The organism is Cellvibrio japonicus Ueda107 (genome assembly GCF_000019225.1).
Classification (GTDB): domain Bacteria; phylum Pseudomonadota; class Gammaproteobacteria; order Pseudomonadales; family Cellvibrionaceae; genus Cellvibrio; species Cellvibrio japonicus.
Window position 1 is genome coordinate 4,344,542 of record NC_010995.1, and the last position, 19,272, is coordinate 4,363,813.

Genomic DNA, 19,272 nt, shown 5'->3' on the forward strand with positions numbered 1-19,272 from the left:
CCTGTTTCAATTTCTTTCAATTGAGAATAATGCTTTATACAGTTGAAAGTTCATTCGCAATTATCTCAGCTTGCCGTAATACCGTTTCTGTCGCCAACAACTGCATATCCGGCGGATAGCCGAATTGCCGCAAAGTACGTTTCACAATGACTTTCAGTTTCGCTTTGACGCTTTCTTTTATTGTCCAATCAATACTCGCATTTTCACGCACCCGCTGGGTTAACACCACGGCAAGCTCACGCAAGGTATCCTGTTGCATCAATTCCTTGGCAGAGTCATTGTCTGCAACCGCGGTATAGAACGCATATTCAAAATCCGAAAGCCCCATTTGCTTTGCAGTTTCATCTGATGCAGTGATTTCCTTACTGATACTGATCAGCGCATCCATTACCTCCGCAGCGGTAAGGATTTTGTTATGGTATTTCTTGATCGCTTCCTCAAGCATTTCGATCAATTTTTTACTTTCCACCAAATTCTTTTTCAGGCGGATTTTCAGCTCATCATTGAGAATTTTTTTCAAAACTTCCAACGCAATATTTTTGTGCTGATAATCTTTCAACTCTGCCAGGAACTCTTCGGACAAGATAGATATATCCGGTTTTTTAATCCCGGCAGCGTCAAACACATCAATAACCTTGTCCGACACCAATGCTTTATCAATCACCTGCCGGATGGTTGTTTCCACATCCTCGTTACCACTGCCATCTTCGGTACTGTCAAATTTAACCAGGCGCGCTTTAACTGCCTGGAAAAAACCGACTTCATCCGTCACATCAATTGCCTGCTCATGGGGAATGGCAATCGCATAAGCCAGTGATAATTCAGTGACCTCTTTGATGTAACGTTTCTTGCCATCATCAAGGCTGAGGATATGCTCTTCGGCAGCCAGAATCATGGACAGTTTCTGTGATGTATCTGCCGCAAAATAACTCTCATAAGCAAACCCATCAAACAGCGCAGAGACGACTTCAAGCTTTTCCAGCATCAGAGTCACGGCCTGCTCTTGTGCCAGTGTGGGGTCGCCTTTACCGCCGGCTTCAGAATAAAATGACAGGGCTTCTTTCAGGTCGGCAGCAATACCTAAATAATCAACTACCAAGCCACCGGGTTTATCCTTATGGACACGGTTAACCCGTGCAATAGCCTGCATTAAATTATGGCCTTTCATCGGTTTATCGATATAAAGCGTATGCATTCCCGGTGCATCAAAACCGGTCAACCACATATCGCGCACAATCACCAGTTTCAACGGATCGTCATCATCCTTCATTCGCTCGGCTAATAATTTGCGTTGCTCTTTGGTGGTGTGGTGTTTTGCCAGCAATGGGCCGTCGCTGCTGGCAGCGGTCATCACCACTTTGATAACGCCCTTGGTTAAATCATCCGAATACCATTCAGGGCGAAGCTTGATAATTTCCGCATAAAGTTCTGCAGCTATGCGGCGTGACATACTGACCACCATGCCTTTACCGTCGAATACCTTTTGACGCGCTTCAAAATGCGTAACAATATCCTTGGCAATATTACGGATACGCTTCTCACTGCCGATCAGCGCTTCCATTTTTGTCCATTTCGCTTTGGCTTTTTGGGTTTCATTCAGTTCCATTTCGCCAAGTTCTTCATCCAGTTCTGCAATAAGTTTCTTACCTTCCTCTGATAACTGGACTTTTGCCAGACGGCTTTCATAAAAAATGCGGACAGTTGCACCGTCTTCGACAGCTTGGGCAATATCGTAGATATCGACGTAATTGCCAAACACTGCCGGCGTATTGGCATCAGCTTTCTCAATCGGGGTGCCGGTAAATCCCAAATAGGTCGCATTGGGCAATGCATCGCGCAGGTATTTGGCAAAACCGTAAACCACTTTTTTACCGATCACTTCACCGCTTGAATTTTTTTCATCGACTGTTTTTGCGGAAAAACCGTATTGCGTCCGGTGTGCTTCGTCGGCAATTACCACAATGTTATTGCGGGTTGATAATTGTTCGTAGACATTACCGTCTTCCGGCTGGAACTTTTGGATAGTGGAAAACACCACACCGCCGGAAGCGACACGCAATAATTCTTTTAAATGGTTTCGGTCTTGCGCCTGCACCGGTTCTTGGCGCAACAATTGTTTGGAGGAAGCAAAAGTATCAAAGAGCTGGTCATCCAGATCGTTGCGGTCGGTGATAACCAATACCGTAGGGTTGTTCAATGCGAGCACAATTTTACCGGTGTAAAACACCATCGACAGCGACTTGCCGGAACCCTGTGTATGCCATACCACCCCCGCTTTGCGGTCGCCTTTAGGCTGATGACTGACACCCGGTAAACCATAACTTGCGGGGCTCTCATGTATCATGGAATGACCATCCATATCAGCAGCGCGCAACGTCGACGCAACGGCAGCATTAACTGCGTAATATTGATGATAAGCGGCCAGTTTTTTAACCGTGTTGATGGTAATCAGTCCACTGACCGGATCTTCTTTGCTGCTTTTTTCAAACACAATAAAGTGCCGTATTAAATCCAGCAGAGTCTTTGGGTGAAGCATCCCTACAATCAGCGTTTCTAACTGACTCACCAGTTTCGATGCTTCTGCTTTGCCGTCCGCTGTTTTCCAATGCATAAAACGTGATAAGCCGGAGGAAATGGAACCGGCTTTTGCTTCAAGGCCGTCAGAAATAACAATGAACGCATTACTGTTAAACAGGCTCGGTATCAATGCTTTATAAGTTTCAATTTGCTTAAACGCACTTTTCACACTTGCGTTTTCATCACCGGCATTTTTCAGCTCAATGACTACCAACGGCACACCGTTAACAAACAACACCAGATCCGGACGTTTGTTCTGATGGTTTTCTATCACTGTGAATTGGCTGATTACCGCAAATTCATTATTTTCCGGCCGATCAAAATCAATCAGCCACACCCGCTCGCCGCGTTCATTACCATCCTGCTGGATACTGACAGGTACACCTTCGGTTAACAGACGATGAAAAGCTTCGTTGTTCGCCAACAAATCCTGCGACTGCACACGCTCAACATCTTTGCGGGCCTGAAGTAAAACGTCCTCAGACAGTCGCGGATTAATACGGCGGATCGCCTTATCCAGGCGCTCAGTCAACAATACTTGGGCGTAGTCGCTACGTTCGGGAGTATCACCGTCAGGTGCTATATCCAGGCCATGAATAGCGGTGTACCCCTGCTGCTCAAGCAATGTGATGGCGAAGGCTTCGATGGCGGATTCGTTGAGTTTGGACAAAATCGGGGTTCCTTATAACCTTCGGGCCACTGATAAAGCAGCCTTATTCCGCTCCACAGCTTCTGAGGGGCGCGGTGATTCTGGTGTGATCAATATCATTGCACCATTAATAGTGTATTCAACACAATCAGGCAATCCCTCATGTTAGGTGACAGATTTACTACTTATAAGTGTGGTTTGCGTACACTTGTAATCGGCAGTATCATGTCAACATTAATAACACGTAAAGATAGTCTATTTGTTCACTTAAGAGGTCTTTATGCATCAAACAACCGCCATTCAGCGCCTTGCAGCCTGCGATAAGACCGGCCGGTATGTTTTTACCTATAGAGACTTGGCCAAGATCTTTCCGGAAGACAGCGTCCGTACCTTGCAGGCCGGGCTGAAACGCCTGGTACAACAAGGGATTTTAATCAATCCGGCAAAGGGCATTTATCTGTATAGCCTGTCCCGACACAAAGACAGCAATACCCTCGAACAGATCGCCAAGACCATCCGCCGGGGCGAATACAACTACGTCAGCCTGGAATCGGCATTGTCCGAGTACGGTGCCATCTCCCAGATTCCGATAGATCGTTTAACGGTGATGACTACCGGGCGCAAAGGCGAATATAAAACCTCTTTCGGCACTATCGAATTTACCCATACCAAACGCCCGGTTAGCGATATTGTCAGCAATCGCATCGATGTCGGCCGCCCGCTGAAACTGGCCAGTAAAGCTGCCGCCTATCGCGATTTAAAACGGGTCGGCCGAAATACCCATCTGGTTGAAGAGCAGGTTATTTATGAAGATCACTGAAGACGATTTTACCCAACTGGTCAATAAAGCCATGCAGGACAATAATGTCACGCATATGCGCCCTGTTATTGAAAAGGAACTGCTGCACTACGACATTTTGTTTTGCCTGGAAGACAGCGGGCTTCTGGATAATCTGGTGTTTCAGGGCGGCACCTCGCTTCGCTTGTGTCGAGGGGGAAACCGTTTCAGTGAAGATCTGGACTTCGCCGGCGGCAAAGATTTTTCATCAGGTATGCTCAGTAAAATGAAAAATTGCCTTCAGGATTATTTGGGGAAAAGGTACGGCCTTGAAGTCCTGATTAAAGAACCTTCAACCTTAAAAGAAAGTGCGGAATACGCCGAACTGAACATTGATAAATGGCAAATCTCAATAATCACCGCACCGGATCGAAAAGAGGTGCCAAGGCAACGCATCAAAATCGAAGTTGCCAATGTTCCTGCTTATACCAAAGAAGCTGTACCGCTCAAGGTTAACTACGATTTTTTGCCGGACGGCTATGAAGACACCCTGATCTTTACTGAAACCCTGGATGAAGTCATGGCCGACAAATTGGTTTCTCTGCCCGCCACACAAAGATATGTGCGCTATCGCGATATTTGGGATTTATCATGGCTAAAACAACAAGGTGCCGTTGTGCAGCCGGAGCTGGTCCAGCGAAAAATTACCGATTACCGTCTGACAGATTACCCCGACCGGCTTGAGTTGATGATCAATAAAATTCCCGACATAGTTGCAAGCACTGATTTTAAAAATGAAATGAAACGTTTCCTCCCGACGGATGTTTATGACCGCACCTTGGGGAAGGAAAAATTTGAAGGTTTTTTGGTTAATACCGTTACGGGTTTGTTTAAGGAGCTTAAAAAAGCATTATCTGGGCAGCAGGTTGAACCTGAGTTCAGATTGTGATCTGTTCTGTATCTTTCTTAATTTGAATGGGGAAATACGTATTAAAATGAATAGCATGGACTCAACTGATAACAATCAAAATATTACCGTTCAGGATTTTTCTGAATGTGTCAACAAAATACCGTTGGAAGGACTAATAGCAACGGATTATCCTTTGATGGCTGAACATTTTCATAAAGAATCAGTAAAATCCAACAAAGAAAATAAAATAATTCACGAAAAAATATTTCGGTTGTTGTACGAAGCAGCCGGAATGATGCTGACACCGGGAAGCATTAATGAACCATTCCAACCTTTCTTTATCATGCAAGGTCGTCGTTCTGCCATTCCCGATGATTTTACTGAACAGGACATCACATTTTTCTCAGAAATCGTCGATCAGATAACCAATCCCATACTGAAAGCCCGAATTGCCGATCTGCTATGGCACCTTCAGCGTCCGCGTAACATCCGATTTGCCCTGACAGCCATCGATTGTTACCGCTCAATTCCCCTTGAACGCGCCGGCTGGATCAGCGGCAACGATAAATGCTGGGAAAGAGCCATCAGTCTTTGTCGTATGCTTAAAGAGGGCGCAGGAGACCGTTTGGCCCAGATAGAAACTTCAATCCTGCAACGAATCAACACCGCCGTTATGGATGACGGGTTTCTGGCCTTGTGGCTGGCTGACCTTTTGAAAAGGTACCAACTTGCCCACAAGCAACAAGATTTAATCGCTGAAAAATTACAATCACTGGCAGAGAATTTTGACGGAGCAAATGATCTCCGTCGATCCCAGGATTATTTCAGGGCAGCCGCGGAATGGTACAAAGCCGCACAGAATCAAGAAAAATATGCAGCGATGACAGTTGCATACGCTGAAGCCTGGATGAAAGAAGCAGAACAGCACGAGAGTCAATTGGTTGCATCCGGCTTTTTTGAAAAAGCCATTCAGATATTGCGCTCCATACCCAGGCAGCAACGTCACGCACATAATGTCGATGGATTGATAACCAAGCTCCTAAAGAAGCTGCGAGAATCCGGAGAAAAATCTTTGGATGAAATGAAAAAAATTCAATCGCCAAAAATTGATATTACAGAAATAGTCAATCAAGCTCGCAGCTCTGTTGCAGGGAAGGATTTTGCGGACGCCTTTTTTGCCTTTGCCGGTATTTACGGTGAAGTTAAGGTATCGGAATTAAAAGAATCATCAACAAAACTGTTACAGCAAAGCATAGCCCGACAACTATTCGGCAGCGTTCAGCTCTCAAAAGACGGCCGAGTTACCGCAAAACGCCCCGCGTCCGGCTTTACCGCAGACGGTTCACAAGAAGACCCCGCTTTATGGGCGCAAATGCTTGATACCTACAAATTACACATTGGTATTACAGTGCAGGGTTGCATCATACCCGCCCATGAAGTTCTGCTGTTGGAGCATCGACTTTCTGAACATACCTTTGTTGACCTCGCCAGGCGTTCACCCATTGTACCCCACGGCAGAGAATCCCTATTCGGGAAAGCATTATTTGCCGGTTATGAGTGTGACTTTACTACTTCCTTACATTTATTGGTGCCGCAGATTGAACATATGGTTCGTTATCACCTTAAACAGGCAGGTGTTAAAACTACGAACCTCGACAAAGAAGGAATCGAAAATGAAATCGGCCTCAGTTCGTTAATGGATATTCCTGAAACACTACAGTTATTTGACGAAGATTTGGTATTTGAACTGAAGGCATTGTTTTGTGATCCGTTAGGTCCGAATCTACGCAATGAAGTTGCTCACGGGTTGCTCGATGACAGGGATAGCCAATCTATATATGCCATTTACGCTTGGTGGTTTACGTTCCGGTTTTTATTTACTACTTTTTGGAACGGTTTGCGGCAACCACCAGAGTAAAAAAAGTTTAAATTCCACTTTTTAAAAACCTATAAAACTAAAACAAGCCAATCAATAAAGGGATTATAGACTGTTACAAAGAGTTAACAGTCTAAGTTAGAGATGACTATCAGTTTTCACCTTTTATAGACTTCAGTGTGTATACATCTCTTTTATTACTAGATGCCTTAAACGAATAGGTTGTTTTTTCAATAACAAATATTTTTTTGTCTCCAAGATGAAGACTTTCTACATCTTTTGATAGCGACCGATGGTAACCAAGACTTATCTTTTTTTCTAATTCTGGACAATAAATTTCAATTCTATTGCGAATAGAAAGCATCTGAATCAATCCAGTAATAGTTTGGGTTTCCGTGTGTGGCTCATCTATTTCATCAAGTATGGATTTTATTCTAACAATTTCTGCTGGCCGGCCTTCCCAAGTGTAATCTCGATCTGGGCCACCCCAAGAAAACTCAGCTGCAAGATTTTGTTTTTCCATAACATCCATGAGCCTAGATAAGGATCGGCAAGCATGAATACCTATGGCATGAACACTGTCAGAAAATTCATCGTTGCTTGATGCTAATACGTTAAAAATATTCTTTAATCCTTCCTCAAGGGCAGAGTCACCAGTAAGGTCTGGTGAAGTATTTCCCAAAATCAATAACTTCGTAGAGCCAGACTCTATGCCAGCCAATCGTAAATCGAGAAGGTTAGAGAAGGTTTCTTCAATTCTGTCTGCCCGCCCTTCTTTATCCCAAAATTTCCATGCACACTGCTCTAGTAAAGCGTTAAGTGGCTCAACAATTTTTGTTAGCGACCGTAGCTTTATTGAACCTGCCATTTGATTACCAATTAACCGAAGGCTAAGTAACTCGTGAGCTCTTTCAGACTTCAAAAGAAACAGCTGCTTTTCTAAATCTTGTTTACGTTTTTTTGTTGATGAGTAAAATATTTTATCTGCCAAAGGATCAGCTGATTCACTGAACGCTTTCTCATCAGCCTCATAGAAACCTCTTACAATAGCCAGCTCGGATTCCAGCTCGGAAATTTGTTTTGACATCATAGCTTTATCACCGGAATGCCTTTTCTATTGTCTTTGTCGGGGTTTTGGGAGAAAAAATCTTCATAATACTTTCTTCTGGCGATATTGCTGGATTCGATAACATAAAGGTCGCAACTCCATCGAGCACGAGTTAGTTCCCTATTACCCGTCAACTCATCGAGCTCTTTTAGGTTTTCTTCCGTCATAGCTGACAAAACAATTCTTGGAATAACCAACAGAAGATCAATATCCATTGGCTCCAGGTTTTTAGTGGAGAAAGAGCCGTCAATCCAAAGTTCACCTTTTACACCCAAAGATCGAAGTTTTTGAATGAAAAGCCGCAATTGTGAAGCAAGCATTTTCCGCCTGGAACTCTCAGCAACACCAACAAAAACTCGCTCTATATCCGCCTCTGAAACATGGGTAAAACCTGCTTCAAAAAGGGGCGGATAGGTCAACTTGTCTTTTCTATCACCAGAGGCCATGCGATTGCCTTTTTCTATGTTCAGATGGTGGCGATATTTTAACACTATAGCCCACAAGCCGTCTTGGAAAGCTACACAACAGTAATTTCGCCATTCATTAGCTTTGGCAGAAGGCCATCGCGTATTTTTTCAAGAATATGAATTTGCTGCTGATTAAAAAGCTTTTTTTCAAAATACCCTTTCACTACTTCTTCAAATGCAAAAATCAACTCTTCTGACGGAGTTTTAAACGTAGCATCACGAAAGGTTGCTGTTGTTATGGTATCGAATACACTTCCATAAGCTGCGGATTGGAGTTCTTCAACTATATGGCCTATCAAAAGATAGGTGAAGTAATAGCAATTTTTAATTTTTGGAAGTATGCCGTAATTAGATTGACTGAATGTCATTTCGCTAGCTAGCAGACAATGCTTACCAACCGTACCTCTTGCGGAAATTACTGTGGCCAATTTTGTTAGCAGTTTTGCTGAGCTGTTTTCCAACCCAATCTGAGTGATATTTTTTTCTGACCGAGAAATAAAACCTTTGTGGTGTGTTGCAATATCCCCACCAGATAACCAAGGAATATCTCCACACCAATATTCATTTATTGATGTTTTGGGTGTTCCACCACCAACAAGATCTACCAGCTCTAGTAAGCCTTTTTCTTCCCAATCCTCCTGAGCATCTTCCACAAACCACTGACGAAACAAGGTTTCTGCCATAGATTCAAGGGTTTTGTTTTGGCGGTGTAGCAGGTCGATTTTATCGTCGAAACTACTAAGGATATCTGCGATGGCTTTTTGTTCTTCGATTGGTGGCAATCTAATCGGCAATAATTTAAGAACTGATTGATTGAGTGATGGCATCGTCGCACCAGTTGAATTTTGGATCATCCATTCTCTATAAGATTTACTTCCAAATTGGTACGAGATAAATATAGAATTAATTCTGCTATTGAATCGCAAACGAATACAGTCACTTCCTTGCAACCATCCATCTTCATCCTTTCGAATTCTAGCTCGACGCTCAACAGCCCCCTTTCGGCCAAAAATAATATCCCCTTCCTTTACTTTATATCGCGAAAGACGTGTAACAATATTTTGCTCCACATAAACGAATTTATTATGGATAAGCCTATTTTCTCCAATATCTTGAACAGCAATTACTGGCGTTCCCACATCTGAGTACTCAGAGGCCTTGAGCATAGTGCCAAAAGGTCCTGTTTGAAGATCAGCAATGCCGTCATCAATTAACTTTCCTAAAGTAAATTCACGCCACTCACTCATCCCGCCCCTCCACTTTTTTCACCAACACATAATAGGTGCTGCGCCCTTGCCCGTGGCGTTCGATCAGGCTTTTGTCCAGAAGATCGTTAAACAGTGCTTTGGCTCTGGTGTCCTTAATGTTTAACAGAGTCAGGGCTTGCTTCCGATCTATTTTAGGATGATCCAGCAGGTACAGGAGTATGGCGGTTTCATCTGGATGCAGGGTATCGCAATCGGTCGTAATCGGTCGCAATCGGTCGCAATCGGTCGTAATCGTCCGGTTTTGGACGTTTTCGGGGGTTTTTATATCGGATTCGGTCGCGGCTGCATCGGCTTCAGCCAGTTCCGGGCGGTAGAATTCCACATCCACAAAGTCGCCGGCTTCCCGAACCTGCGGTTCTTTCAGGCCCTGTTGCAGGCAGGTGTTTTTGATGCGCTGCAAGCCGCTGCCCCATTGTTCAATGTAGCCCAGTTCCTTGAAGACGCGGGCGATGGTGCGGTTGCGGATTTCGGAGCGGCCTTCGCCCAGGGTTGTATGGGTAATGCCGCTGGGAAAGCCGCCGGGGGAGACGATATTGACGATGTCGTCGTAAATACCGACTTTAATATCCCGCCCCCGGTTGGTGTAGTCGCGGTGGACAAAGGCATTGATCAGGGCTTCGCGCAGGGCGGCTGTGGGGATTTCGTAGGTATCGGTACGCTGTAGCCCTTTGATTTCGCCGCGCAAGTGGATGTGGTTTTTGATAAAGGCTTCGGTTTGCTCAAGCTGGCTGAACAGGTCGCCGGTGTATTCCTTACGGTCGATAAATACGCTCATATCCGTGCCTTTGAAGCGGGCGCATTGGGTGATCACATGCTCATATCGGCCGAGCAGGATCATCAGGCCGTGGGTAGGGTAAAGCCGGCCTTGCTCTTCGTGTACCAGTTTGAGGTTTTGCAGTTTTTCCGGATTCAGGTGCTTGCCTTGAGCGGAAAAACGCTGTTCCAACGGTGTGAGGTCTAGCTCGTCCAGCACCTGCTCGTAACCGGTTTCCTCATCAAAGCTTTGGTTGCGCTTTTGCCGTTCCAGCTCAAGGATGTATTCACGGTCCGCCGGGCGATTGGTGGCGCCGATGCGCAGGTAGGTGCCGCTGACTTTGCCTTCGTGTTTGAGGAAGTAGGGCAGGAGGTTGCCGCGAAACACCTCGACGACCAGTACCAGTTTGCCGCCCAGGTTGGCGGTGTAGATGTCCGGCAGGATGGTGGGGTGGCAGCCATCGGCTATCAGCGATACGATCTGATCCTGCAAGGTGAAAATATCGTCTTCGGCAATGCCGACAACCTGCCGGTCATCATCCACCCCGATAATCAGTTTACCGCCGCCGGTATTGGCAAAGGCAATAACCGTTTTTGCGATCTGGTCGCGCCTGGGCAGTTGCTGTTTCAGCTCCAGGGTTTTGCTTTCGCCCTGTTGTATTTGCTCCCACAAGGTCATGGCAGTTTGATCCTCGCCAGACTCTTGGCAATGGCTTTATTTAATTTTGCTTCTTCTTTTAATTGCGCTTCAAACTCTGCCTTTAACGCTGCAAACCGCTCGGCGAAATTGAAATCGTCTTCCTCCTCCGGCAGGCCGACGTAACGGCCGGGCGTGAGTACATAATCCAGTTCCGCAACACGTTCTAAAGATACCGAGGCGCAGAATCCTTTTACATCTTCATATTCACCTTCACCGGTTCGCCAATTGTGGTAGACACCAGCGATTTTGTTTATGTCATCGTGAGAAAGTTCCCGCGTACGGCGATTGATCAGGTGGCCGAGGTTGCGGGCGTCGATAAATAAAATTTCACTTTTGCGCGGATGGCCGCTGCTTTTTGATGAAGAGCCGCGTGCGCGATTCATAAACCAGAGCGCGGCGGGAATCTGGGTGTTTAAAAATAATTTGGCGGGCAGGTTGACGATACAGTCGATAAGGTTGCCTTCGGCAATCAATGCTTTGCGAATCTCACCTTCACCGCTGGTCTTACTGGTCAGTGCACCTTTGGCGAGCACCACACCGGCTTTACCTTTGGGAGCCAGGTGGTAAATAAAATGTTGCAGCCAGGCGAAGTTGGCATTGCCGAGCGGGGGCGGCGGGCCGTATTTCCAGCGGCCGTCGGTGCGCAGCAGTTCGCCGCTCCAGTCGCTGACATTGAACGGTGGGTTGGCAATGATGTAATCGGCTTTTACATCTTTGTGGGCATCGTTTAAAAATGAGCCTTCGTTGTTCCATTTCACCTGTGAGGCGTCGATGCCGCGGATGGCAAGGTTCATCTTGGCGAGACGCCAGGTGGTCTGGTTGCTTTCCTGCCCGTAGATGGAAATATCGTTGACGCGGCCCTGGTGCTCCTCCACAAATTTTTCCGATTGCACAAACATACCGCCGGAACCGCAGCAGGGGTCGAACACGCGGCCTTTGTAGGGTTCGAGCATGGCGACCAGCAATTCCACGATGGAGCGCGGCGTATAGAATTGACCACCCTGTTTGCCTTCGGCCAGCGCGAATTCACCGAGAAAATATTCGAATACATGACCGAGCACATCGGCACTGCGCGCCTTGGCATCGCCGAGGGCGATATTGCTTACCAAATCAATCAGACCGCCGAGACTGGTGGGGTCGAGGTTCTGGCGGGCGTAAACTTTAGGCAGTACACCTTTGAGCGATGGGTTTTCTTTTTCAATGGCATCCATGGCTGCATCCACATGCAGGCCTATATCCGGTTGTTTGGCTTTACCCAGTAAAAATGACCAGCGCGCTTTGCGCGGTACAAAGAAAATATTCTCAGCTTTGTATTCGTCTTTATCTTCCGGGTCGGCGCCGACGTAGTCGCCCTTGCCTTTTTTTAGTTTTATATGCAGCTCTTCGAAAGAGTCTGAAATGTATTTAAGGAAAATAAGACCGAGCACCACATGCTTATATTCCGCAGCATCAATGTTTTTGCGCAGCTTATCAGCCGCTTTCCAGAGTTGTTTTTCCAGCGGTTCGGTTTTGGTAGGCTTTTCAGTTTTGATTCGCGCCATCAGTAGAACGCTCTTTTTATATTGCAGAGTTCAAGGATAATAATAGGCATATCAATAAAAAAGCCATCCCGTTGGCATGGGATGGCTGTATGCCGATCAGATCTTATTGCTTCACACAGTCCACAAAATAATCCTTCTTGCCATCGACTTCGCGCTTTACCAAGCCGTGGACATCGGTTTCGAAGCCGGGGAATTTTTCGTTGAAATCGCGCGCGAATTTCAGGTAGTCCACAATGGTTTTGTTAAAGCGCTCGCCGGGAATCAGCAGTGGAATACCGGGCGGGTAGGGCGTTAACAAAATGGAGGTGATACGACCTTCCAGTTCATTGATAGGCACCCGCTCGATTTCACGGTGCGCCATTTTGGCAAAGGCATCCGAGGGTTTCATGGCGGGCTGCATATCCGACAGGTACATTTCGGTGGTCAGGCGCGCAACGTCGTAAGCCTTGTAAAAGTCGTGGATTTGCTGGCACAGGTCGCGCAGGCCGATACGCTCGTAGCGCGGGTTGGCTTGCGCAAATTCAGGCATGATGCGCCACATGGGCTGGTTTTTGTCGTAGTCGTCTTTGAATTGTTGCAGCGCCGCCACCAGGGTATTCCAGCGGCCTTTGGTGATACCGATGGTGAACATGATGAAGAAGGAGTAGAGGCCGCACTTCTCGATAATAACGCCATTCTCCGCCAGGTATTTGGTCACGATAGATGCGGGAATACCGGTTTCGCTGAACTCACCGGTCACCGAAAGGCCGGGGTTCACAATGGTGGCTTTAATCGGATCGAGCATGTTAAAGCCCGGCGCCAGTTTGCCAAAGCCGTGCCAATTATCATCGCTGCGCAACATCCAGTCGTCGCGCTCACCTATGCCTTCGCCGGCAAACTCGTCGGGACCCCACACCTGGAACCACCAATCCTGGCCCCACTCCTGATCCACTTTTTTCATGGCGCGACGGAAATCGAGCGCTTCAAAAATCGATTCTTCGACCAGTGCACGCCCCCCGGGCGCTTCCATCATCGCCGCCGCCACATCGCAGGAGGCAATGATGGAATATTGCGGCGAGGTGGAGGTGTGCATCAGGTAGGCTTCGTTAAACGCATCCTGATCCAGCTTCACCTTCTCGGATTCACGCACCAGGATTTGCGACGCCTGGGAAATACCGGCGAGCAGTTTGTGTGTGGATTGAGTGGAGAAAATCAATGACTCTTTGGCGCGCGGGCGACTTTTGCCAATCGCGTGCATATCTTTGTAGAAAGGATGGAAAGCGGCGTGGGGCAACCAGGCTTCATCAAAGTGCAGAGTATCAATTTTGCCATCGAGCAATTCTTTCAATTTTTCCACGTTGTAAATCACCCCATCGTAGGTGGATTGGGTGATGGTGAGGATACGTGGCTTTTTGTTTTTGGCTTCGCGCGCAAAGGGGTTGGCAGCAATTTTTCGCTCGATGCTTTCCATGGTGAATTCTTCGAGCGGAATAGGGCCGATAATACCCAGGTGGTTGCGCGTCGGCATCAGGAATACCGGAATAGCGCCGCACATAATGATCGAGTGCAAAATAGATTTATGGCAATTGCGGTCTACCACCACAATATCGCCTGGCGCTACCGTGGAGTGCCATACCATTTTGTTGGAGGTAGAGGTGCCATTGGTTACAAAGTAGCAATGATCCGCGTTAAAAATACGCGCCGCATTGCGCTCGGACGCCGCCACCGGGCCGGTGTGGTCAAGCAACTGGCCCAATTCCTCCACCGCGTTGCACACGTCAGCGCGCAGCATGTTTTCGCCAAAGAACTGGTGGAACATTTGGCCGATAGGCGATTTCAAAAAGGCCACGCCGCCGGAGTGACCGGGGCAGTGCCAGGAATAGGAGCCGTCCTGCGCGTAGTGCATGAGCGCGCGGAAAAACGGTGGGGCCAAGCCATCCAGGTAGGATTTGGCTTCGCGGATAATATGGCGCGCCACAAATTCGGGCGTGTCCTCAAACATGTGAATAAAGCCGTGCAATTCACGCAGGATATCGTTGGGAATATGGCGCGAGGTGCGGGTTTCACCGTAGAGGTAGATAGGGATATCAGCGTTCTTGTGGCGAATCTCTTCCACAAAGGCACGCAGGGCTTTGAGCGCGTTATCGGTTTCCTCTTGCGAGCCGGTACCGAATTCTTCGTCGTCGATGGACAGGATAAAGGCTGAGGCGCGCGACTGCTGCTGGGCAAACTGCGCCAGATCACCGTAGCTGGTCATGCCAACTACCTCCCAGCTTTCATTCTGGATGGCTTCCGCCAGAGCGCGGATACCTAAACCCGAGGTATTCTCGGAGCGAAAGTCTTCGTCGATGATGACGATGGGAAAGCGAAATTTCATGGGGTCTCCATAGGGTATAAAAGCTGGAGTTTCACTTGCTGGCGCGGCCGCCCCTGGGTGGTGTTTATGTCGCACGCGATGTGCCGACGCTTGTGCGATCCGAGTGCCAGTCAGCCGTGTATCCACCGGTAATCCATCTACCGGTCATCAAGGAGACTGGCAAATCGCAGGAAGGTTGCGTGGCGAGCCACCGGGCCGGACCACTGGAGCAGTGTGACCGAGAAAACCCGACGGGTCTGGATAGCCATTTGGCCCTGCATCCGCTACGACCTGCAACGAATCAACCGACGCAGCGGAATGCGCGCAAGATTGTAATCCACTTGGGCGGATTCAAACACCCGTTTATGACAATTTAACCCCGGGCAAACGCAGGCTTGTCCCGGAGCCAATCCGGGCAGTATGGTTCATTCGTCACCGGCCATTGGCGGCGGATTTAACCGGGCATCCTCTTCCACCAGGCGCAAAGCGTCAGGTAGCAGCTGGCTGATCTGTACCTGCTGTTCCGGGGTTGGCAGTGCATAGCCGCGCCACCAGCCATCCTGCCAGTAGGGCCAGCCATAGCCCCAGCGAAACCCCGTGGGCCAGTAGGCAGCTCCCCCTATACGGACATTCCAGTACACATGGCTGGCAACCAGGGCAGAGTGGGCATCGCGCAGGCAGGATTTCAGTGCCTGATCAGCTGCCAGTCGCTGCGTTTGGCTACCGCCCTGCCAATAAGCCAGGTCATGTGCTACGCAACAATGCCGCCAGAGATTGGGGCGCCCAGGCGGCCCCTCGGGCCAGAAGGTGCAACCATCGGTGGTAAAGGGTTTGAGTTCATCCGCAACGCCATGCACTGCCAGACCGGCCAATAGCAGGCTTGCGATATACACCGGCAAACGCATAAGCGCCAACTCCACAGGTTATGATGCAAGAGGGTGTGGGATCAGGGAGGGCATTGTACAATGCCGACCCGGTTACAGACCCCAGGCAGCGGCGGATACCTTCATGAGCGAGAAAAAAACCACCCATTTCGGCTTCCAGCAAGTGCCGGTTGAGGAAAAAGCCCAGCGCGTCGCCGAGGTTTTCCACTCGGTCGCCGCTAAATACGACCTGATGAACGACCTGATGTCCGGTGGTATCCACCGCTTATGGAAACGCTTCACCATCGAAGCCTCCGGTGTGCGCACCGGCCATAAGGTATTGGATATTGCCGGCGGCACCGGTGACCTGAGCTATCAATTTGCCAGGCTGGTGGGCAGCAGTGGCCAGGTGATACTGGCGGATATCAATGCCTCCATGCTCGGGGTGGGACGCGACCGCCTGATCGACCGCGGCATTGCCGGTAACATCGCCTTCACCCAATGCGACGCCCAATACCTGCCCTTCCCCGATAACACCTTTGACTGCATCACCATTGCCTTCGGCCTGCGCAATGTCACCGATAAAGACCTGGCACTGCGCGCCATGCAGCGCGTGCTCAAGCCCGGTGGCCGGCTGCTGGTGCTGGAGTTTTCCAAGCCGCACAATGAATTGCTGAGCAAGGCCTACGATACCTATTCCTTCCGGATACTGCCGTTCATGGGCAAGCTGGTAACCAATGACGCCGACTCCTACCGCTATTTGGCTGAGTCCATCCGTATGCACCCCGACCAGCAAACCCTCAAGGGCATGATGGACGACGCCGGGTTTGTGAATACCGAATTCCACAACATGACCGGCGGCATAGTCGCCCTGCACAAGGGCATTAAACCCTGATGGCCAACCTGCTCACCACCGCGGCCCTCGCCAGCGCCGAGCGCCTGGTCAATGGTGCACTCCATTACGATCCGGCCACCCGCCTCGGCCTGCAACGCCTGGCAGGGCAGGTGCTGGCGGTGGAAATCACCTTACCGGCCATCACCCTGTACCTGTTACCTGATAGCGAAGGCCTGCGCCTGATGGGCCATTGGGAAGGCGAGGTGGACACCCGGCTCCAGGGGTCGCTGCCGGCACTGGTACAGATCGCCAGCGCCGATACCCATAGCCTCAAGGACTCCGGTGTTGAAGTGATGGGCAGAACCTCACTGCTGGCAGACTGGCAGGCCCTGGTGCGCAACCTGGACATCGACTGGGAAGAGCTGCTCACCCAACTGCTGGGCGATATTGTCGGACACCAGGCAGCCCAGGTGATCCGCAGCCAATTGCATTGGGTCGGGGAGCGCGCCAGCAGTGGCCGGCGCATGGCCAGTGAGTTCCTTACCGAAGAATTAAAAACCCTGCCCGGCAAAGCAGAACTGAAAGATTTTTACCAGCAGGTCGATGACTTGCGCCTGGCAGTGGATCGCGCGGCAGCGCGGGTAGAGCAGCTATTAAAAGAGAAACAACGTCCGTGATTGCCTTTTTGCGCCTGTTAAAAATCCTGCGGGTATTTGCCCGCTATCGCCTGGACCAATTACTGCCGGCGAATTTACCCCTCGCCGCGACATTGCTGTTATTGCCCTTCAAGCTATTTCCACAACCGCGCCTGTCGCGCGGTGAGCGCCTGCGCCGCGCCTGTGAGGATTTGGGTCCGATCTTCGTCAAATTTGGCCAGTTGTTATCCACGCGCCCGGATTTGGTTCCCGCCGACATAGTGCTTGAACTCAACCATCTGCAAGACAATGTCACGCCTTTTTCCAAGGGCGAATTCCAGCGTATTGTCGAGTCATCGCTGGGGGCAAGCGTTGCAGAGGTATTTGCCAGCTTTAATATCGAGCCATTGGCATCGGCGTCGGTTGCGCAAGTGCATACCGCGGTTTTAAAGGATGGGCGCGAAGTCGTGATCAAAGTGATCCGTCCCGGTATCGACAAGGTGATTGCCCAGGACATAGCACTGCTGCTGCGCGTAGCGCGCTGGGTGGAAAACAATACCCTGGATGGCAAGCGCCTGCACCCGGTGGAAATTGTCGAAGACTACCGTACCACCATCTTCGACGAACTGGATTTGCAGCGCGAAGCGGCTAACGGTTCGCAGCTGCGCCGCAACTTCCTGAACTCGCCCTTACTCTATGTTCCCGAAGTCTATTGGGAATACACGCGCACCAACGTGCTGGTGATGGAGCGGATCTACGGCATTCCGGTCACCGACCTCGCTGCACTCAATGCCCAACAGACCGACATGAAAAAACTCGCCGAGCGCGGCGTGGAGATTTTTTTCACCCAGGTGTTTGAGCACAACTTTTTTCATGCTGACATGCACCCCGGCAATATTTTTGTCGCGCACGAACATCCTTCCGCACCGCAATACATCGCCGTGGACATGGCGATTGTCGGATCGCTCACCCGCGCCGACCAATACTACCTGGCGCGCAACCTGCTCGCCATGTTTCGCCGCGACTATCGCCAGGTTGCCGAGCTGCATGTAGAAAGTGGCTGGGTGCCCAGCCATGTGCGCGTGGAAGAACTGGAAGCGGCAGTGCGCACCGTGTGCGAACCCATTTTTGAAAAACCGCTCAAGGAAATCTCCTTCGCCCAGGTGCTGCTCAATTTATTCCGCACCGCGCGCCGCTTCGAGATGGAAGTGCAGCCTCAGCTGGTGCTGTTGCAGAAAACCCTGCTCAATATCGAAGGCCTGGGGCGCCAGCTCTACCCGGACCTGGATCTCTGGGCCACCGCCCATCCCTTCCTGGAGCGCTGGCTCAAAAACCGCTTCCACCCCAAAAGCCTCTGGCGCGAACTCAAGCGCTACGCGCCGGAATGGATGGAAAAATTCCCGCAGGTACCCAACCTGGTGTTCAACGGTTTGCAACAATTACAAAACCTGGGGGAATTGGCACCGCGCCTGGAAGAGGCCACCCACGCCTACAAAGCCCAGCAACAGCTGGCGCGCCAACGCAACCGCCGCCGTGTCATCACCCTGCTGGCCTTTGCGGGCGCCATCGCCTTGGCCTGGCCCAGCCTGGGTGAAGGTATCCGCCACTGGGCGAATCACTTTTCGTTTGGCGATATTCCCACCGCCAGCTACCTGCTGGCGGCCATAGGACTGAGTGCGTGGTTATTGAAACGCTAGTGAATGCTGGGGATTGCGCAGCGGAGCGCTCAGGCCCTGTGAGGCTCATGCAGGGATTCGTTCAACTGATCCACCAACACCGCCCAGCGCGCATCGGCTTTTAGCATTTCATCCAAAAACTGGCGCTGGGCCTCGCTCCAGAAAGGCGCATCAACAATATGCACCTCCGCCGGTAAATGGTGCGCGTGAATAAAATTGGCAATCCCCTGCTCGCTGGCATCCAGGCCCAGTTGGTGGAACAGGTTGGTCATGCGTACTTCTACCGTATCCATTATTATCT

Annotated in this window: 15 protein-coding genes; 6 read left to right on the forward strand and 9 right to left on the reverse strand. The window is 49.6% G+C overall.

Annotated features, from left to right (window positions below; genetic code table 11):
- Positions 1-34 precede the first annotated feature (34 nt).
- On the reverse strand, positions 35-3,247 hold the full coding sequence (locus CJA_RS17515; RefSeq protein WP_012489207.1) for a type I restriction endonuclease subunit R: 3,213 nt from the start codon (positions 3,245-3,247) through the stop codon (positions 35-37).
- Between the two features lie 259 nt (positions 3,248-3,506).
- Here CJA_RS17515 and abiEi point away from each other — a divergent pair, with 259 nt between their 5' ends.
- From abiEi to CJA_RS17530, 3 genes are read left to right on the forward strand one after another with little or no spacing between them, the layout of a single operon-like run.
- On the forward strand, positions 3,507-4,046 hold the full coding sequence (abiEi, locus tag CJA_RS17520; protein ID WP_012489208.1) for a type IV toxin-antitoxin system AbiEi family antitoxin: 540 nt from the start codon (positions 3,507-3,509) through the stop codon (positions 4,044-4,046).
- A complete protein-coding gene (locus tag CJA_RS17525) occupies positions 4,033-4,953 on the forward strand; it encodes a nucleotidyl transferase AbiEii/AbiGii toxin family protein (protein ID WP_012489209.1) in 921 nt (306 codons plus the stop codon). The genes abiEi and CJA_RS17525 overlap by 14 nt, the downstream gene beginning before the upstream one ends.
- A 46-nt stretch (positions 4,954-4,999) precedes the next feature.
- On the forward strand, positions 5,000-6,832 hold the full coding sequence (locus CJA_RS17530; protein WP_158304084.1) for a DUF4209 domain-containing protein: 1,833 nt from the start codon (positions 5,000-5,002) through the stop codon (positions 6,830-6,832).
- Between the two features lie 109 nt (positions 6,833-6,941).
- Here the strand turns inward: CJA_RS17530 and CJA_RS17535 are convergent, their stop codons facing one another.
- The 7 genes from CJA_RS17535 to CJA_RS17565 all read right to left on the reverse strand — a co-directional run bounded on the left by CJA_RS17535 (position 6,942) and on the right by CJA_RS17565 (position 15,867).
- Entirely contained in the window at positions 6,942-7,880 is a 939-nt protein-coding gene (locus CJA_RS17535) for a hypothetical protein (RefSeq protein ID WP_012489211.1), read from the reverse strand.
- Positions 7,877-8,344: a DUF6932 family protein gene (locus tag CJA_RS18865; RefSeq protein ID WP_049765493.1), complete on the reverse strand. Its 468-nt coding sequence runs from the start codon at positions 8,342-8,344 to the stop codon at positions 7,877-7,879. The genes CJA_RS17535 and CJA_RS18865 overlap by 4 nt, the downstream gene beginning before the upstream one ends.
- A gap of 71 nt (positions 8,345-8,415) precedes the next feature.
- Complete coding sequence (locus tag CJA_RS17545; RefSeq protein WP_012489213.1) at positions 8,416-9,612, reverse strand: restriction endonuclease subunit S; 1,197 nt, start codon at positions 9,610-9,612, stop codon at positions 8,416-8,418.
- A complete protein-coding gene (locus CJA_RS17550; protein ID WP_012489214.1) occupies positions 9,605-11,065 on the reverse strand; it encodes an ATP-binding protein in 1,461 nt (486 codons plus the stop codon). Before CJA_RS17550 ends, CJA_RS17545 begins: the two co-directional genes overlap by 8 nt.
- Complete coding sequence (locus CJA_RS17555) at positions 11,062-12,627, reverse strand: type I restriction-modification system subunit M (RefSeq protein WP_012489215.1); 1,566 nt, start codon at positions 12,625-12,627, stop codon at positions 11,062-11,064. The genes CJA_RS17550 and CJA_RS17555 overlap by 4 nt, the downstream gene beginning before the upstream one ends.
- Positions 12,628-12,730: 103 nt before the next feature.
- Positions 12,731-14,983, reverse strand: a complete 2,253-nt coding sequence (locus tag CJA_RS17560; protein WP_012489216.1) for an arginine/lysine/ornithine decarboxylase — start codon at positions 14,981-14,983, stop codon at positions 12,731-12,733.
- 404 nt (positions 14,984-15,387) lie between these two features.
- On the reverse strand, positions 15,388-15,867 hold the full coding sequence (locus CJA_RS17565; RefSeq protein ID WP_012489217.1) for a hypothetical protein: 480 nt from the start codon (positions 15,865-15,867) through the stop codon (positions 15,388-15,390).
- Between the two features lie 103 nt (positions 15,868-15,970).
- Here CJA_RS17565 and ubiE point away from each other — a divergent pair, with 103 nt between their 5' ends.
- Genes ubiE through ubiB form a run of 3 tightly spaced genes read left to right on the forward strand, consistent with a single transcriptional unit; the run spans position 15,971 to position 18,992 of the window.
- Entirely contained in the window at positions 15,971-16,720 is a 750-nt protein-coding gene (ubiE, locus tag CJA_RS17570) for a bifunctional demethylmenaquinone methyltransferase/2-methoxy-6-polyprenyl-1,4-benzoquinol methylase UbiE (protein WP_012489218.1), read from the forward strand.
- Entirely contained in the window at positions 16,720-17,337 is a 618-nt protein-coding gene (locus tag CJA_RS17575) for a ubiquinone biosynthesis accessory factor UbiJ (RefSeq protein WP_012489219.1), read from the forward strand. Before ubiE ends, CJA_RS17575 begins: the two co-directional genes overlap by 1 nt.
- Complete coding sequence (gene ubiB, locus CJA_RS17580; RefSeq protein WP_012489220.1) at positions 17,334-18,992, forward strand: ubiquinone biosynthesis regulatory protein kinase UbiB; 1,659 nt, start codon at positions 17,334-17,336, stop codon at positions 18,990-18,992. The genes CJA_RS17575 and ubiB overlap by 4 nt, the downstream gene beginning before the upstream one ends.
- A 29-nt stretch (positions 18,993-19,021) precedes the next feature.
- Here the strand turns inward: ubiB and CJA_RS17585 are convergent, their stop codons facing one another.
- Entirely contained in the window at positions 19,022-19,264 is a 243-nt protein-coding gene (locus CJA_RS17585) for a DUF2789 domain-containing protein (RefSeq protein WP_012489221.1), read from the reverse strand.
- Positions 19,265-19,272 lie beyond the last annotated feature (8 nt).